Origin of the sequence: Streptomyces sp. NRRL S-340 (assembly GCF_000720185.1) — a bacterium.
Taxonomy (GTDB): Bacteria; Actinomycetota; Actinomycetes; order Streptomycetales; family Streptomycetaceae; genus Streptomyces.
Genome location: NZ_JOIY01000010.1, coordinates 69,896 through 84,214, shown reverse-complemented (window position 1 = coordinate 84,214; position 14,319 = coordinate 69,896). Strand labels below are relative to the sequence as shown.

Annotated in this window: 13 protein-coding genes; 5 read left to right on the top strand and 8 right to left on the bottom strand. The window is 72.2% G+C overall.

From position 1 onward, the window contains the following. Positions 1-10: 10 nt before the first annotated feature. Positions 11-928 (bottom strand): ACP S-malonyltransferase, encoded by a 918-nt coding sequence (locus IG64_RS09875; protein ID WP_037854198.1) that lies wholly within the window; start codon positions 926-928, stop codon positions 11-13. A gap of 89 nt (positions 929-1,017) precedes the next feature. Beyond that, complete coding sequence (fasR, locus tag IG64_RS09870; RefSeq protein ID WP_037854197.1) at positions 1,018-2,223, bottom strand: fatty acid biosynthesis transcriptional regulator FasR; 1,206 nt, start codon at positions 2,221-2,223, stop codon at positions 1,018-1,020. A 140-nt stretch (positions 2,224-2,363) separates the two neighbouring features. Between fasR and IG64_RS09865 the strand changes: the two genes are divergently transcribed. Further along, entirely contained in the window at positions 2,364-3,023 is a 660-nt protein-coding gene (locus IG64_RS09865; RefSeq protein ID WP_037854521.1) for a pirin family protein, read from the top strand. 155 nt (positions 3,024-3,178) lie between these two features. Here IG64_RS09865 and IG64_RS09860 read toward each other — a convergent pair whose 3' ends face one another. Both IG64_RS09860 and IG64_RS09855 read right to left on the bottom strand, forming a co-directional pair. Further along, positions 3,179-4,003, bottom strand: a complete 825-nt coding sequence (locus IG64_RS09860) for a serine hydrolase domain-containing protein (protein ID WP_037854196.1) — start codon at positions 4,001-4,003, stop codon at positions 3,179-3,181. 102 nt (positions 4,004-4,105) lie between these two features. After that, entirely contained in the window at positions 4,106-4,576 is a 471-nt protein-coding gene (locus IG64_RS09855; protein ID WP_037854195.1) for a GNAT family N-acetyltransferase, read from the bottom strand. A gap of 107 nt (positions 4,577-4,683) precedes the next feature. On the opposite strand from IG64_RS09855, the gene IG64_RS09850 reads away from it, so the two are divergent. Then, complete coding sequence (locus tag IG64_RS09850) at positions 4,684-5,184, top strand: MerR family transcriptional regulator (RefSeq protein ID WP_063758781.1); 501 nt, start codon at positions 4,684-4,686, stop codon at positions 5,182-5,184. Positions 5,185-5,295: 111 nt separating this feature from the next. Here the strand turns inward: IG64_RS09850 and IG64_RS09845 are convergent, their stop codons facing one another. The 3 genes from IG64_RS09845 to IG64_RS09835 form a co-directional block, all read right to left on the bottom strand. Continuing rightward, positions 5,296-6,147, bottom strand: coding sequence for a DUF4429 domain-containing protein (locus tag IG64_RS09845; RefSeq protein ID WP_037854193.1), 852 nt, complete (start codon positions 6,145-6,147; stop codon positions 5,296-5,298). Between the two features lie 66 nt (positions 6,148-6,213). After that, entirely contained in the window at positions 6,214-7,431 is a 1,218-nt protein-coding gene (locus IG64_RS09840; RefSeq protein ID WP_037854191.1) for an alpha/beta hydrolase, read from the bottom strand. 139 nt (positions 7,432-7,570) lie between these two features. Beyond that, on the bottom strand, positions 7,571-8,251 hold the full coding sequence (locus tag IG64_RS09835; protein WP_037854189.1) for a TetR family transcriptional regulator: 681 nt from the start codon (positions 8,249-8,251) through the stop codon (positions 7,571-7,573). 123 nt (positions 8,252-8,374) lie between these two features. Between IG64_RS09835 and IG64_RS09830 the strand changes: the two genes are divergently transcribed. Further along, entirely contained in the window at positions 8,375-9,991 is a 1,617-nt protein-coding gene (locus IG64_RS09830) for an MFS transporter (protein ID WP_037854187.1), read from the top strand. Positions 9,992-10,277: 286 nt separating this feature from the next. Further along, positions 10,278-10,586 carry a hypothetical protein gene (locus IG64_RS09825; RefSeq protein ID WP_037854518.1) on the top strand — a complete coding sequence of 103 codons (309 nt, stop codon included), beginning with the start codon at positions 10,278-10,280 and terminating at the stop codon, positions 10,584-10,586. 91 nt (positions 10,587-10,677) lie between these two features. Here IG64_RS09825 and aceE read toward each other — a convergent pair whose 3' ends face one another. After that, complete coding sequence (aceE, locus tag IG64_RS09820) at positions 10,678-13,425, bottom strand: pyruvate dehydrogenase (acetyl-transferring), homodimeric type (RefSeq protein ID WP_037854186.1); 2,748 nt, start codon at positions 13,423-13,425, stop codon at positions 10,678-10,680. A gap of 443 nt (positions 13,426-13,868) precedes the next feature. Between aceE and IG64_RS09815 the strand changes: the two genes are divergently transcribed. Then, positions 13,869-14,306 carry a DUF3052 domain-containing protein gene (locus IG64_RS09815; protein ID WP_037854185.1) on the top strand — a complete coding sequence of 146 codons (438 nt, stop codon included), beginning with the start codon at positions 13,869-13,871 and terminating at the stop codon, positions 14,304-14,306. Positions 14,307-14,319 lie beyond the last annotated feature (13 nt).

Genomic DNA, 14,319 nt, shown 5'->3' with positions numbered 1-14,319 from the left:
CCTTCGGTCGTCAGGCGCTCGCGTGCTCGGTGATGAGCGCGCGGGCCGCGTCGAGGTCGTCGGGGGTCTTCAGCGCGAGCGTCTGGACGCCCGGAAGCGCCCGCTTGGCCAGACCGGTCAGGGTGCCGCCCGGGCACACCTCGATCAGTGCGGTGGCGCCCAGCTCCTTGAAGGTCTCCATGCACAGGTCCCAGCGGACCGGGTTGGCCACCTGGCCGACCAGCCGCTCCACGACCTCCGCGCCGCTCGTCACGGCCCGGCCGTCCTTGTTGGAGACGTAGGTGATCTTCGGGTCGCCCGGTTCGAGCGCCTTGGCGGCCTCGGCGAGCTTGTCGACCGCGGGAGCCATGTGGTGGGTGTGGAAGGCGCCGGCCACCTTCAGCGGGACGACCTTGCGCACGCCCTCCGGCTTGTCCTCGTTCAGCGCGGCGAGCTGCTCCATGGTGCCGGCGGCCACGATCTGGCCCGCACCGTTGACGTTCGCCGGGGTCAGGCCCAGCTTCTCCAGGTGCGCCACGGAGACCTCCGGGTCCCCGCCGAGCAGGGCCGACATGCCCGTCTCGGTGACGGCGGCGGCCTCGGCCATCGCCAGACCACGGCGACGCACCAGGGTCAGCGCGGCGGTGTCGCCCAGCACGCCCGCGAAGGCGGCGGCGGTGATCTCACCGACGCTGTGGCCGGCGACGGCATCGGGTGCCACGTCACCGAGCGCCGCGGCCGACAGGATCCCGGCGGCGACGAGCAGCGGCTGCGCCACCGCGGTGTCACGGATGGCGTCCGCGTCGGCCTGCGTCCCGTAGTGGACGAGGTCCAGGCCGATGGCGTCCGACCAGGCGGCCACACGATCGGCGGCACCGGGCAGTTCGAGCCAGGGGGTCAGGAAGCCGGGCGTCTGGGCGCCCTGGCCGGGAGCGACGAGTACGAGCACTCTCACACTCTCTCTTGGGGACGGGCACGGCCGCCCGTGGGGACAGGGACGAAGAACACGGAGGGGTTTTGTGGACCCTCGACAAAAGGCTAGGCCTGGGGATCTCCATCGGCCAGACGCCCCAGGATGAGCGCGATCCGCAGGGTGAACGCGGATCGTACATCGGAGGGCGACCACCCGGTGACGTCAGTCACACGTCGGAGCCGGTAGCGCACGGTGTTCGGGTGAACGAAGAGCATCCGGGCCGCGCCCTCCAGGCTGCTCGCCTGTTCCAGATAGACACTCAGCGTCTCCAGGAGCGCGGACCCGGCCTCCTCCAGCGGTCTGTAGATCTCCTCTACCAACTGGTCCCGCGCGCCCGGATCACCGGCGATGGCGCGCTCCGGCAGGAGATCGTCCGCGAGCACCGGGCGCGGCGCGTCCTGCCAGGCGTAACAGGCTTTCAGGCCCGCCGCGGCGGCCTGCGCGGAGCGGGTGGCGGCCAGCAGGTCGGGCACGATCGGCCCGGCCACCACCGGGCCCGCCGCGTACGGGCCGATCAGCGACCTGGCGACGGCCAGCGGATTGTCGTTCCCGCCCGCGATCACCACCAGGCGGTCCCCGAGGACCCCGGTGAGCACCTGGAGCTTGGCGTGCCGGGCGGCCCGCCGGATGGCCTCCACGGTCAGCTCGGAGTCCCCGTCGGGCGCGGTGCCCAGCACCACGCAGACGTGCTCGGGCGAGTTCCAGCCGAGGGCGGCGGCCCGGGACACGGCGCCCTCGTCGGCCTCCCCGCTCAGCACCGCGTTCACCACCAGCGACTCCAGCCGCGCGTCCCAGGCACCGCGTGCCTCGGCGGCCTGGGCGTAGACCTGCGCGGTGGCGAAGGCGATCTCCCGGGCGTACACGAGCAGCGCCTCGCGCAGCACGGACTCGTCGCCGGGCGCCGCCACCTCGTCGATGGCGGACTCCATGACCTCGATGGTGGTCCGCACCATCTCCACGGTCTGCCGCAGCGTGATCGCCCGCGTCAGCTCGCGCGGGGCCGTCCCGAACACGTCGGTGGAGATCGCCTGCGGGGCGTCCGGGCGCCGGAACCACTCGGTGAACGCGGCGATCCCCGCCTGGGCCACCAGCCCGATCCAGGACCGGTTCTCCGGAGGCATGGCCCGGTACCACGGCAGCGTCTCGTCCATCCGTGCGATCGCCTGCGCGGCGAGCGACCCGGAGGACTTCTCCAGCCGTTTCAGGGTCGCGGAGTGCGAATGGGCGGGGCGGGCTGCGGCTTCGGGGCTGTGGGATTCGGGTTCGGGCACGGGACAAGACTGCCTTATCCGGACGTGCGTGCGTGCCGCGGGTCGGACTGGGCGCCCGCACCCCGGCCGGCAGGGGCCGGGCCGGGGGCCGGGGGGCGGGCGGGAACCGGCGGGCAGGGCCTACGGTGGGGCCCGTGAGGATCGACGTACGACGCGCGGCGGACCGCTACCGGGGCGGCGAGGAGAGCGCCGGGATCACCACCCGGCACGCCTTCTCCTTCGGACCCCACTACGACCCGGACAACGTCCGCTTCGGCGCCCTGATCGCCTGCAACGAGGAACACCTGGCCCCCGGCGCCGGCTTCGCCGAACACCCGCACAGCCACACGGAGATCGTCACGTGGGTGGTGGAGGGGGAACTGACCCACCAGGACTCCACGGGCCGGCGCACGGTGATCCGCCCCGGCGACCTCCAGCACCTGTCGGCGGCGGCCGGCGTCCGCCACACCGAACGCAACGACGGCACCGCCCCCCTGACCTTCGTCCAGATGTGGCTGGCCCCGCGGGAGCCCGGCGGCGAGCCCCGCTACGAGGTGGTGCGCGCCCTCGCGGACGCCACGCCGTACCCGGTCCCGGCGGCGGGAGCCGCCCTCCATGTCCACCGCCCGGCGCCCGGCGGCCACACGGCCCTGCCACCGGCCGCGTCCGTCCACGTCCACGTCGTGCGCGGCGAAGTGGAGCTGGCCGGTGAGCGGTTGGGCCCGGGTGACGCGGCCCGGATCACGGACGCGGACCGGGGCCCGGAGGCGGTGGCGGTGAGCGCGGCGGAGGTGCTGGTGTGGGAGATGCCGGCGGGGTAGGCGCGGACCGTCAGCCCCGGTCGTGTCCGGGGCGTCCGCCGCCGGAGGGCGGACGGCCGGCGGCGCGCCGAGGGCGCCGGAGGACAGCGCCCTGCCCGCCGACGACGGCCTCACGCGCATGCGTGTGCGCTGCCCTTCCCTTGGCAGCGCGGGGTTCAGGCCCCGCGCAGCTCCCTCAGCACCGCGTCCGTGAAGACCGGCCACGCCTCGATGGCCCAAGGTCCGAAGGCGCGGTCGGTCAGGGCCACGCAGGCCGCGCCCGCGTCCGGGTCGGTCCACAGGAACGTACCGGACTGGCCGAAGTGGCCGAACGTGCGGGGGGAGGAGGAAGTCCCCGTCCAGTGGGGGGACTTGGCGCCGCGGATCTCGAACCCGAGGCCCCAGTCGTTGGGGTTCTGGTGGCCGTAGCCCGGCAGGACGCCCTTGGTGCCGGGGTACTGGACGGTCATCGCCTCGGCGACCGTGCGCGCATCGAGCAGGCGCGGGGCCTGGAGTTCGGCGGCGAAGCGGAGGAGGTCGTCGACGGTGGAGACGCCGTCCTTCGCGGGGGAGCCGTCCAGCGACGTGTCCGCCATGCCCAGCGGCTCCAGCACCGCCTGGCGCAGGTACTCCGCGAAAGGGATGTCCGTCGCCTTGGCCACGTGGTCGCCGAGCTGCTCGAAACCGGCGTTGGAGTACAGCCGCCGCTCGCCGGGCGGGGCCGTCACCCGGTGCTCGTCGAAGGCCAGGCCGGAGGTGTGGGCGAGGAGGTGGCGGACCGTGGCCCCGGGCGGACCGGCCGGTTCGTCCAGCTCGACGGCGCCCTCCTCGTACGCGACCAGCACCGCGTAGGCCGCCAGCGGCTTGGTCACCGAGGCCAGCGGGAAGCGGTGCCCGGCCGGGCCGTGGGTGCCGGCGACCGTGCCGTCCGCGCGGACCACGCCCGCCGCGGCGGTGGGAACGGGCCAGTTCTCGATCGACGCCAGGCTGTTCAACGACATGGCCCGAGCCTACGACGAGGAGCGTGCGACGCCTCGGGTGGGGCGCCGGGCCGGTCCGGCGGCGAGGCCCTGCCCGGCCGCCGGTGCCGCGGCCGCGAGCCCTCAGAGCCGCAGCTCCAGCAGCGGGTCCGGCTTCGGGAGGAAACCGAGCGAGGCGTACAGCGGCGCCGCCTCCGCGGACGCGGTGAGCTGGATCCGCAGCGCGCCGCGCGCGCGGAACCACTCCAGGAGCGTCTCCATGCACGCGCGCGCGTACCCGCGCCTGCGGGCGGTGGGGTCGGTGGCGACGCTGAAGACGAAGCCGACCGCGCCGGTGGGGTTGCCGGCTCTCCCGATCCGGTACTCGATCGTCCCGGCCACCAGCGCCGCGAGCGTCCCCGGCCGTTCGGGGTGGTCGATGACGAAGGCGGCGAAGTCGCCCTCCGCGTCACCCAGGCGGGAGCGCAGTGTGGGCAGCGACTCCGTGTGCCAGCCGGTGGACCGGTCGGCCTGGAACAGCGAGTCGATCATCACCTGGCGCAGGCGCAGCACTTCCTCGGCGTCCGCGGGTTCGGCACGTCGTACGAGACTCATGACTCCGCACGCTAGCCACCGAGGCCGGGCCGTGTCCTGCGCTTTCTCCACGGACTTGACGGGTTCTCCTTGCCTGGAGTGCACTCGAAGGCCATAGCGTGGAGGGCATGACGGTGACGCAGACCACGGCCGTGGACATCCGGGACGCGCAGGAGCCCGAGAACGTGCCCGCGAGCGCGCTCAGCCGCGCCGACCTCTGCTCCGGCCCGCCCCGGCGGCATCCGCGCCCCGACGGACAGGACAGCTACACGATCAGCGAGGTCGTCGCCTTCACCGGGCTGACGGCCCACACGCTGCGCTGGTACGAGCGGATCGGGCTGATGCCGCACGTCGACCGCTCGCACACCGGGCAGCGCCGCTACAGCAACCGCGACCTGGACTGGCTCGACCTGGTCGGCAAGCTGCGGCTGACCGGCATGCCGGTGGCCGACATGGTCAGGTACGCCGAGCTGGTGCGCGAGGGCGAGAGCACGTACGCGGAGCGGTTCGAGCTGCTGGAGGCGACCCGCCGGGACGTCCTGGCCCGGATCGCCGAACTCCAGGACACCCTCTCCGTGCTGGACCGCAAGATCATGTTCTACGGCGAGGCCGGGAGCCGGGCCCGCTGAGCGTGCGGGCCCCTGAGCGTGCGGGGCTCCCAGCGTGCGGACCCTCTGCGCGTGCGGGACCCCTGAGCGCGCCGGCCCGTCTCCCCGGACCCGCCGGCGGCGCCGGGGTGTTCACAGCTCGGCGAGCAGTTCCGCCTTCTTCACCGAGAACTCCTCGTCCGTCACCAGCCCCGCCTGGTGCAGCTCCCCCAGGTGGCGGATCCGCTCGGCGATGTCGGCGGGGTCGCGGCGGCCCGCCGTGAGGGACATCGCCGGGGCGGGCGCGGCCACGCGCACCGCCGCCAGCACCGCCGCCGCGAACGGCAGCGATTCGTGCACCGGCCCGTACCCGAGCCCGAAGACGACCGCGGCCGGGTCCTGGTCCGGCTGCGGCGCCGGTGCGCTGTCCGCCTCGCGCGGCAGCAGCCGCAGGTGCCCCTCGAACACCTCCGGCGAGCGCCACTGCACCCCGCCCAGCTCGTCGACGGGGAAGCTCTGGTCGCCGGTCTTCCACTTCGTCGACGACGCGCCCGTCCACGACCAGCGGAAGCGGACCGCGCCGCCGTCGAAGGACGCCTTGCCGTCGTACGCCTTGAACTGCAGCGGCGGTTCGGGCGCGGCCACCAGGTGGCGGTCGGCCGGGCCGCTCCCGCCCAGCCGGGGGCGCAGTTCGCCGGCGTAGTGCCCGGCGAGCGCCTCGTGTTCGGCGGGCAGCACCAGCCGGTAGGGGTCGCTGCGCTCCTTGAGCTGGCCGTCGGCCGCGTCCATCAGCGGGTCGGCGCCCGGCCGCGGCTCGGCGCGCAGGACCACGGTCCCGCGCCGGCCCGGCGTGAGTGTCACCGACGCGAGCGCGGCCAGCGGAACGCGGCGCTCGCCGAGCGCCTGGAAGAGCTTCGGTGTCCGTATCCCCCGTTCGTAGCGGATGAGCACGGAATCGGACTCGAACTCCCAGGCAGCGTGAAATCCGGTCAGTACGTCACCCATGCGGCTCATCGTAGGCGGCACGAGCTGCTCCGTCCCTCCCCGCGCAGAGCGCACTTCCTGCTGTCTCTACGCGCGTCCGGCCGTCGTCGTGGCGGGCAGACCCGCCCGGCAACCGTCGTTGTCATGGGCGCACTGCACCGACCCGTAGGCCCCCACACCGATGTCGGCGAGGTTGACGAGGCTGTCGGTGCCCGGCTCGAAGTAGCCGGCATGGCCCTGGGCCGCCTCGGCCGACACCACCCGGGCGCCGAACGCCGGGGAGACCGGATCGGCACCGTGGCCGAGGCCGCCGAGTTCCAGGTAGGGCACGTCCCGGATCCAGTCGGTGGCGTCCCGCATCGCCCACACGTTCGCCGAGGTGCGCAGGCGGGAGGCGCTCGCCGCGCGCATGCCGGGGCTCGCGGCGACCGCCAGGTCGGAGACCCGGCCGGGCAGGGCGCGTGCGGCGACGCCGCAGAGCACCGAGCCGTAGCTGTGGCAGAACAGGGCGACGGGCGAGGTGCCGGGCAGCCCGCGCAGCAGCCCGTTCAGCCGGACGGCGCCCTCCTCGGCGCGCATCGCGGTGGCCGCGTCCACGCCGATCCCGCTGGGCGCGGTGTAGTCGGCCCAGGCGATCACGGCCGTCCGGGTGCCGGGGGCGGCGGTGCGCTCGGCGGCGAACAGCGACTGCGCCATGCCGTACGGCGCCGAGTAGGGGCGGTACGTCTTGCGGAACGTGACCAGGTCGGTGTCGACGCCGGGGACGACGACGGAGATCCGCTGGGCCCGGGGCAGGTCCCCGAAGACCTCGGCGATGCGGCCGGAGCCGGACGGGTCGAAGGCGAGGATCTGGCGGCCCGGGGTCATCAGGTTGCCGAAGCGGTGCATCCGCCGGCCGGCGGCCCGCTGTCCGGCGGGGGACAGCCTGCTGTCGTGCGTGCGCTCCCGCTCGGCGTCGCGCGCCTGGCCGAGCGCGATGCGGTTGGCCAGGTAGCGCAGCGGGACCGGGGCGCCGTTCATGTTGCCGACCGCGAGCGGGTAGCGGTGGGCGAGCCGGGCGCGGTCCTGGGCGGTGAGCGAGGCGAAGAAGCGGGTCAGCCCGGCGGGGTCGGCGTCCGGGTCCGGCAGCCGGTGCCCGTGCAGCCGGCCGGAGTCCCAGGCGGTCAGGGAGGCCTGGAGGGCGGTGGTCCCGCGGTGGTGGCGCACGGCGGTCCAGCCGGTGGTCGCCAGCATCACGAAGACCACGGCCAGCGCGAGCAGCGCGCGCCAGACGTTGAGCTGCGGGGAGGTCTCGAAGGAAGTCACTGGGAGGACACACTAGGAGAACGAGGCGGTCTCGCGTTAACCGAGTGATGGGGATCACGTTTCGTGTGGCGTGACGAAGTTCTCCGACCGTACACACGTTCAAGATCGGTGGTGCGTACGGAAGTTCATGATCCGGTGTTCAAGTGCCGCAGGGCCGTGCGCCGGTGGTACGCCAGTTCCCGGTCAGCGCCGGTCCCACCTGATCGAGGTACGCGGCCGTGAGCGCGCGGATCGCCTCCAGGCTGAGGTCCGGGCCCGTGCTCCACTGACGGCCCGTCACCCGCATCGCGCCGCCGAAGACGGCCACCAGCAGCCGCGGGCGCGGATCGGTGTCCGCGTCGAGCCCCTCGCGGGCGGCGAGCAGCCGGGCGATCTGCTCCTCGGTCTCCACCGAACGGCGCAGGTGGGAGGCGAGCAGGGCGGGGGTCGACTCGATCACCTGGAACATGCGCAGGTACAGCGCGACGGGGACGACGCTCAGCACGGCGTCGCTGATCGTGTCCCAGCCCTCCAGGACCGCGCGGCGCAGCGCCTCCAGCGGGGCCTCGTGGGGCGGACGGGCGCGCAGCGACTCGACGAAGTGCGCCTCGACCATGTCCTGCACGGCGAAGGCGGCCTCCTCCTTGCCGGGGAAGTAGCGGAAGAAGGTGCGCTGGGAGACGCCGACGGCCTCCGCGATGTCGTCCACGGTCGTGCGCTCGTAGCCGACGGTGGTGAACAGCTCCAGCGCGGCCCGCAGCAGGGCGTCCCGGGTGCGTTGCTTCTTGCGCTCGCGCAGCCCCGGGCGTGGTGCCGCCTCGGCGGAACCCGCCGTCTCCATGTACCTCTCCGGACCTCTCCAGCGAACTGTTTCCCCAGTTCAGCCTATAGGAGGGTGACGTGTCAGTTACCGACTTGTGAATTGGTTTGTCATTTGTCAGCGGCTGACATTAGCCTCGAATGTATGACTAGTCAGACCACCGTCGACACGACAGGGCCGGGGGACAAGGCGTCAGCCCTGTCGGACCCCGCACCGGCCAAGGGGATGCGCGGACACCCGTGGTTCACGCTGATCACCGTCGCCGTAGGGGTCATGATGGTGGCCCTCGACGGGACCATCGTGGCCATCGCCAACCCGGCCATCCAGAAGGACCTGAAGGCCAGCTTCGCCGACGTCCAGTGGATCACCAACGGCTACTTCCTCGCGCTCGCGGTCTCGCTGATCACCGCGGGCAAGCTCGGTGACCGCTTCGGGCACCGCCAGACCTTCCTGATCGGCGTGACCGGCTTCGCCGCCGCCTCCGGCGCCATCGGCCTGTCCGACAGCATCGCCATGGTCGTCACCTTCCGCGTCTTCCAGGGACTGTTCGGCGCGCTGCTGATGCCGGCCGCGCTCGGCCTGCTGCGGGCCACCTTCCCGGCCGAGAAGCTCAACATGGCCATCGGCATCTGGGGCATGGTCATCGGTGCCTCCACCGCGGGCGGCCCGATCCTCGGCGGAGTCCTCGTCGAGCACGTCAACTGGCAGTCGGTGTTCTTCATCAACGTGCCGGTCGGCGCCCTCGCCCTCGTCCTGGGCACGCTGATCCTGCTCGACCACCGCGCCGAGAACGCGCCGCGCTCCTTCGACATCCTCGGCATCGTGCTGCTCTCCGCCGCGATGTTCTGCCTGGTGTGGGCGCTCATCAAGGCTCCCGCCTGGGGCTGGGGCGACGGCAAGACGTGGGCGTTCCTCGCCGGGTCCGTCCTCGGCTTCGCGCTCTTCGCCGTCTGGGAGACGAAGGTCAAGGAACCGCTGATCCCCCTCGGCCTCTTCCGTTCGGTGCCGCTGTCCGCGGGCGTCGTGCTGATGGTCCTCATGGCCATCGCGTTCCTCGGCGGCCTGTTCTTCGTCACCTTCTACCTCCAGAACGTGCACGGGCTGAGCCCGATCAGCGCCGGCCTGCACCTGCTGCCGCTCACCGGCATGATGATCGTCGGCTCGCCGCTCGCGGGCGCGATGATCACCAAGGCGGGCCCGCGCATCCCGCTGGCCGGCGGCATGGCCCTGACCGCCGCCGCCATGTTCGGCATGTCCACCCTGGACACGGGCACGGGCAGTGCCACCATGTCGCTCTGGTTCGCCCTGCTCGGCCTCGGCCTGGCCCCCGTCATGGTGGGCGCCACCGAGGTCATCGTCGGCAACGCGCCCATGGAGCTGTCCGGCGTGGCGGGCGGTCTCCAGCAGGCCGCCATGCAGATCGGCGGCAGCCTCGGTACGGCCGTGCTGGGCGCCGTGATGGCCTCCAAGGTCGACAACGACCTCGCCGGCAACTGGAAGGACGCGGGTCTCCCGCCGCTGACCGCCGCCCAGTCGGCCCAGGCCTCCGAGGCGGTCCAGGTCGGCGTCGCGCCGGTGCCGAAGGGTGTTCCGGCGGAGGTCGCCGCGAAGATCACCTCCGTCGCGCACGACACGTTCATCTCCGGCATGAGCCTCGCTTCGCTGGTCGCCGCCGGTGTCGCGGTGGTGGCCGTCCTGGTGGCCCTGCTCACCAAGCGCGGGGCCAACGCCGAGGCGGGCGCGGGCGTCGGGCACATCTGACCGGTGCGGTCCGGGGCGGCGCGGCCGGTGCGGCGCGGGCCGGTGCGGTTCCCCTATCAGGGTGACCGCACCCCGGAAGCGTCGCCTCCGGTCCGTGCCGCAGGTGACAGTGGGTCAAGTCCTCCGCAGGGGAACGGAGGCGACGGCTGCGGCGCGCTGCTGGAGGGGGGCAGCGCGCCGGGCAGCCCGCCGCGGACGGCGGTGCGATAGTCCGCCCGGACCCGGGTACCCGCAGGGATGAACCCCGATGGAACTCCAACCCGACCCGGGGTTCAGGGAGTTGATGATGGCGGGCTTCGGACACGGAACGCGCGGGTACCCCCGTTCACGGGGCCGGATGTGGCACCGGGAGGGGCCGGACCGCGCGACGCTCGGAATCATCGGAACCGTCTGCGCGGTCGCGGGCTTCTTCGCCCTGGGCATCGTGCTCGGCCCGGTGGCGGTGGTCTGCGGCTGGCTGGCCATGGGCCGCAGCTGGGCGGGCGCGAGCCGCTCGGTCCCAGCCCTGGTCGCCGTGGCGCTCGGCGCCGTCGACACGCTCCTGGCCCTGGTCGCGCTCGCCGGAGCGGCGGCCTGGGGCCACGGCGTGCTCTGACCCGGCCGGCCGGTCCCCGCGCGCATCGGGTGAACACCGCGGGGGCGGTGGAGCGACAGCTCCACCGCCCCCGCGGTGTTTTCCGGAACCCCTACGCGTCGCCCCCGGCCGCTCCGGGACCGGCTGCCGTGACGTCGAGCAGCCGGTAGCGGTCGACGGCCTGCTTGAGGGCCGAGCGGTCCACCTTGCCCGCGCGGGCCAGTTCGGTCAGGACGGCCACCACGACCGACTGGGCGTCGATGTGGAAGAACCGCCGGGCCGCCCCACGGGTGTCGGCGAAGCCGAAGCCGTCGGCGCCCAGCGACTGGTACGGGCCCGGCACCCAGCGCGCGATCTGGTCCGGCACCGACCGCATCCAGTCCGAGACGGCCACGAACGGCCCCTGCGCGCCGCTCAGCTTCCGCGTCACCCACGGCACCCGCTGCTCCTCCTCCGGATGCAGCAGGTTGTGCTCCTCGCAGGCCACGGCCTCGCGCCGCAGCTCGTTCCAGGAGGTGGCGGACCACACGTCCGCCTTGACGTTCCACTCCTCGGCGAGGATCTTCTGCGCCTCCAGCGCCCAGGGCACGGCCACGCCCGAGGCCATGATCTGGGCCGGGATCTCGCCGCCGGTGCCCTCGCTGATCCGGTGGACGCCCTTGAGGATGCCCTCGACGTCCACGTCCTGCGGCTCGGCCGGCTGACGGATCGGCTCGTTGTACACGGTGAGGTAGTAGAAGACGTCCTCGCCGTGCGGGTGCTGCTCGTCGCCGCCGTACATCCGGCGCAGGCCGTCCTGCACGATGTGCGCGATCTCGTACCCGTACGCCGGGTCGTAGGCCACGCACGCCGGGTTGGTCGAGGCGAGCAGCTGCGAGTGGCCGTCCGCGTGCTGGAGGCCCTCGCCCGTCAGGGTCGTGCGCCCGGCGGTCGCGCCCAGGACGAAACCGCGCGCAAGCTGGTCGGCCATCTGCCAGAACTGGTCGCCGGTGCGCTGGAAACCGAACATCGAGTAGAAGACGTAGACCGGGATCAGCGGCTCGCCGTGCGTGGCGTACGCCGAACCGGCCGCGATGGCGGAGGCCGTGCAGCCCGCCTCGGAGATGCCGTCGTGCAGCATCTGCCCGGTCGGCGACTCCTTGTACGCGAGCAGCAGATCGCGGTCGACGGACTCGTACTGCTGGCCGAGCGGGTTGTAGATCTTCGCGCTCGGGAAGAACGAGTCCATGCCGAACGTGCGGTACTCGTCCGGCGCGATCAGTACGAACCGGCGGCCGATCTCCTTGTCCCGCATGAGGTCCTTCAGGAGCCGCACGAAGGCCATGGTGGTGGCGATCGACTGCTGGCCCGAGCCCTTCTTCACGGACGCGTACGCCTTGTCGTCGGGCAGCGCGAGCGGCTTCGCACGCACGATCCGGGTCGGGACGTAGCCGCCGCAGCCCTTGCGGCGGTCGTGCATGTACTGGATCTCGTCCGAGTCGCGGCCCGGGTGGTAGTACGGCGGCGCGCCGGACTCCAGCTCCTTGTCGGAGATCGGCAGGTGCAGGCGGTCCCGGAAGCGCTTGAGGTCGTCGACCGTCAGCTTCTTCATCTGGTGGGTGGCGTTGCGGCCCTCGAAGTTGGGGCCCAGCGTCCAGCCCTTGACCGTCTTGGCCAGGATCACCGTCGGCTGGCCCTTGTGGTCCAGGGCCGCCTTGTACGCCGCGTAGATCTTCCGGTGGTCGTGACCGCCGCGGCCCAGGTGCAGGATCTGCTGGTCGGTCATGTTCTCGACCATCTGGCGCAGCCGGTGGTCGTCGCCGAAGAAGTGCTCGCGGATGTAGGCGCCGGACTCGGTGGCGTAGGTCTGGAACGCGCCGTCCGGCGTGGTGTTCATCTTGTTGACCAGCACGCCGTCGCGGTCCTGGGCGAGCAGCGGGTCCCAGGTGCGGTCCCAGATGAGTTTGATCACGTTCCAGCCGGCGCCGCGGAAGACGGACTCCAGCTCCTGGATGATCTTGCCGTTGCCGCGCACCGGGCCGTCCAGGCGCTGGAGGTTGCAGTTGACCACGAAGGTCAGGTTGTCCAGGCCCTCGCGGGCGGCGATGGACAGCTGGCCGAGCGACTCCGGCTCGTCCATCTCGCCGTCGCCCAGGAACGCCCACACGTGCGAGCCGGAGGTGTCCGCGATGCCGCGCGCCTGCATGTACCGGTTCATCCGGGCCTGGAAGATCGCCCCGATCGGGCCGAGGCCCATGGAGACCGTCGGGAACTCCCAGAAGTCCGGCATGGAGCGCGGGTGCGGGTAGCTGGAGAGGGCGTACGGGGCCTTGGACTTCTCTTGGCGGAAGCCGTCCAGGTGCTGTTCGCCGAGCCGGTCCAGCAGGTACGCGCGCGCGTAGATGCCCGGTGAGGCGTGGCCCTGGAAGAAGACCTGGTCGCCGCCGCGGCCGTCGTCCTTGCCGCGGAAGAAGTGGTTGAAGCCGACGTCGTAGAGCGAGGCGGAGGAGGCGAAGGTCGCGATGTGGCCGCCGACGCCGATGCCGGGGCGCTGGGCGCGGGAGACCATCACCGCGGCGTTCCAGCGGGTGGCGTTGAGGATCTTGCGCTCGATCTCCTCGTTGCCCGGGAAGAACGGCTCGCTCTTGGTGGGGATCGTGTTGACGTAGTCCGTGCTGCGCATCTCCGGCACGGCCACGCGCCGCTCACGCGCGCGCTCGATCAGCCGGAGCATGAGGTAGCGGGCCCGTTCGCGGCCCCGCTCGTCGACGGCGGCGTCGAGCGAGTCGAGCCACTCCTGGGTCTCCTCGGGATCGAAGTCAGGAACCTGACTCGGAAGGCCGCCAATGATGATCGGGTTTCGATCGGATCCGGAAGCCACGCTGTTCCTTACCTGTCAGAGGGATGACATGTCTCGGGCGTTCTGAGGCTTTTCCTGCTGATTTCCTGGGTTTTGCGTCGGTCTGCCAGTGTGTGCCTGCACCGTTCCCCATCGTGTACCTCGGGTGAGGCAAACGTCATCTTTACTCACCGGTAACAGGGGCTGCGGGCGCCGCCGGGCCCGGATTCGGGGGTCTCCTTCCCGATCTCCTGCCGGGGGAGGGTTCCCAAACACGCAAAAGCGGGCAGAAGGGTGTGGTGTGTGTCACCGCTGATCGCGATACCGTGTCAGGAGTTGCGGCGACACAGCCGGGAACGTCACCGTTTCGGCGGTCCGGACCGCCGGGTACTTGCGCGATCCGGCCCGCCCGTGTGGACTACGGCCAACGCTTCGCGCACGCGCGGGGCTGAAGACCCAATCGCAACACCATCAGGAGGCAACCCGTGAGCGCGACCGCGGACCACGCGGAGGAGCGGACTAACCCGGCCGCCAGGCTGGGATTCCAGCCCGGGCAGGTGGTCCAGGAGATCGGCTACGACGAAGACGTCGACCAGGAGCTCCGCGAGTCCATCGAGGAAGTCATCGGCAGCGAACTCGTCGACGAGGACTACGACGACGTGGCCGACGCCGCGGTGCTGTGGTTCCGCGACGAGGACGGCGACCTGACGGACGCGCTGGTCGACGCCCTCGGGTTCCTCGAGGAGGGCGGCGTGATCCTGCTCCTGACGCCGAAGACCGGCCGGGACGGGTACGTCGAGCCCAGCGACATCGGCGAGGCCGCGACGACGGCCGGCCTGTCGCAGACCAAGAGCGTCAGCGTCGGCAAGGACTGGAACGGCACCAGGCTGCTGACGCCCAAGGTCGCCAAGCCCAAGAAGTAGCCCTCGCCCGCCC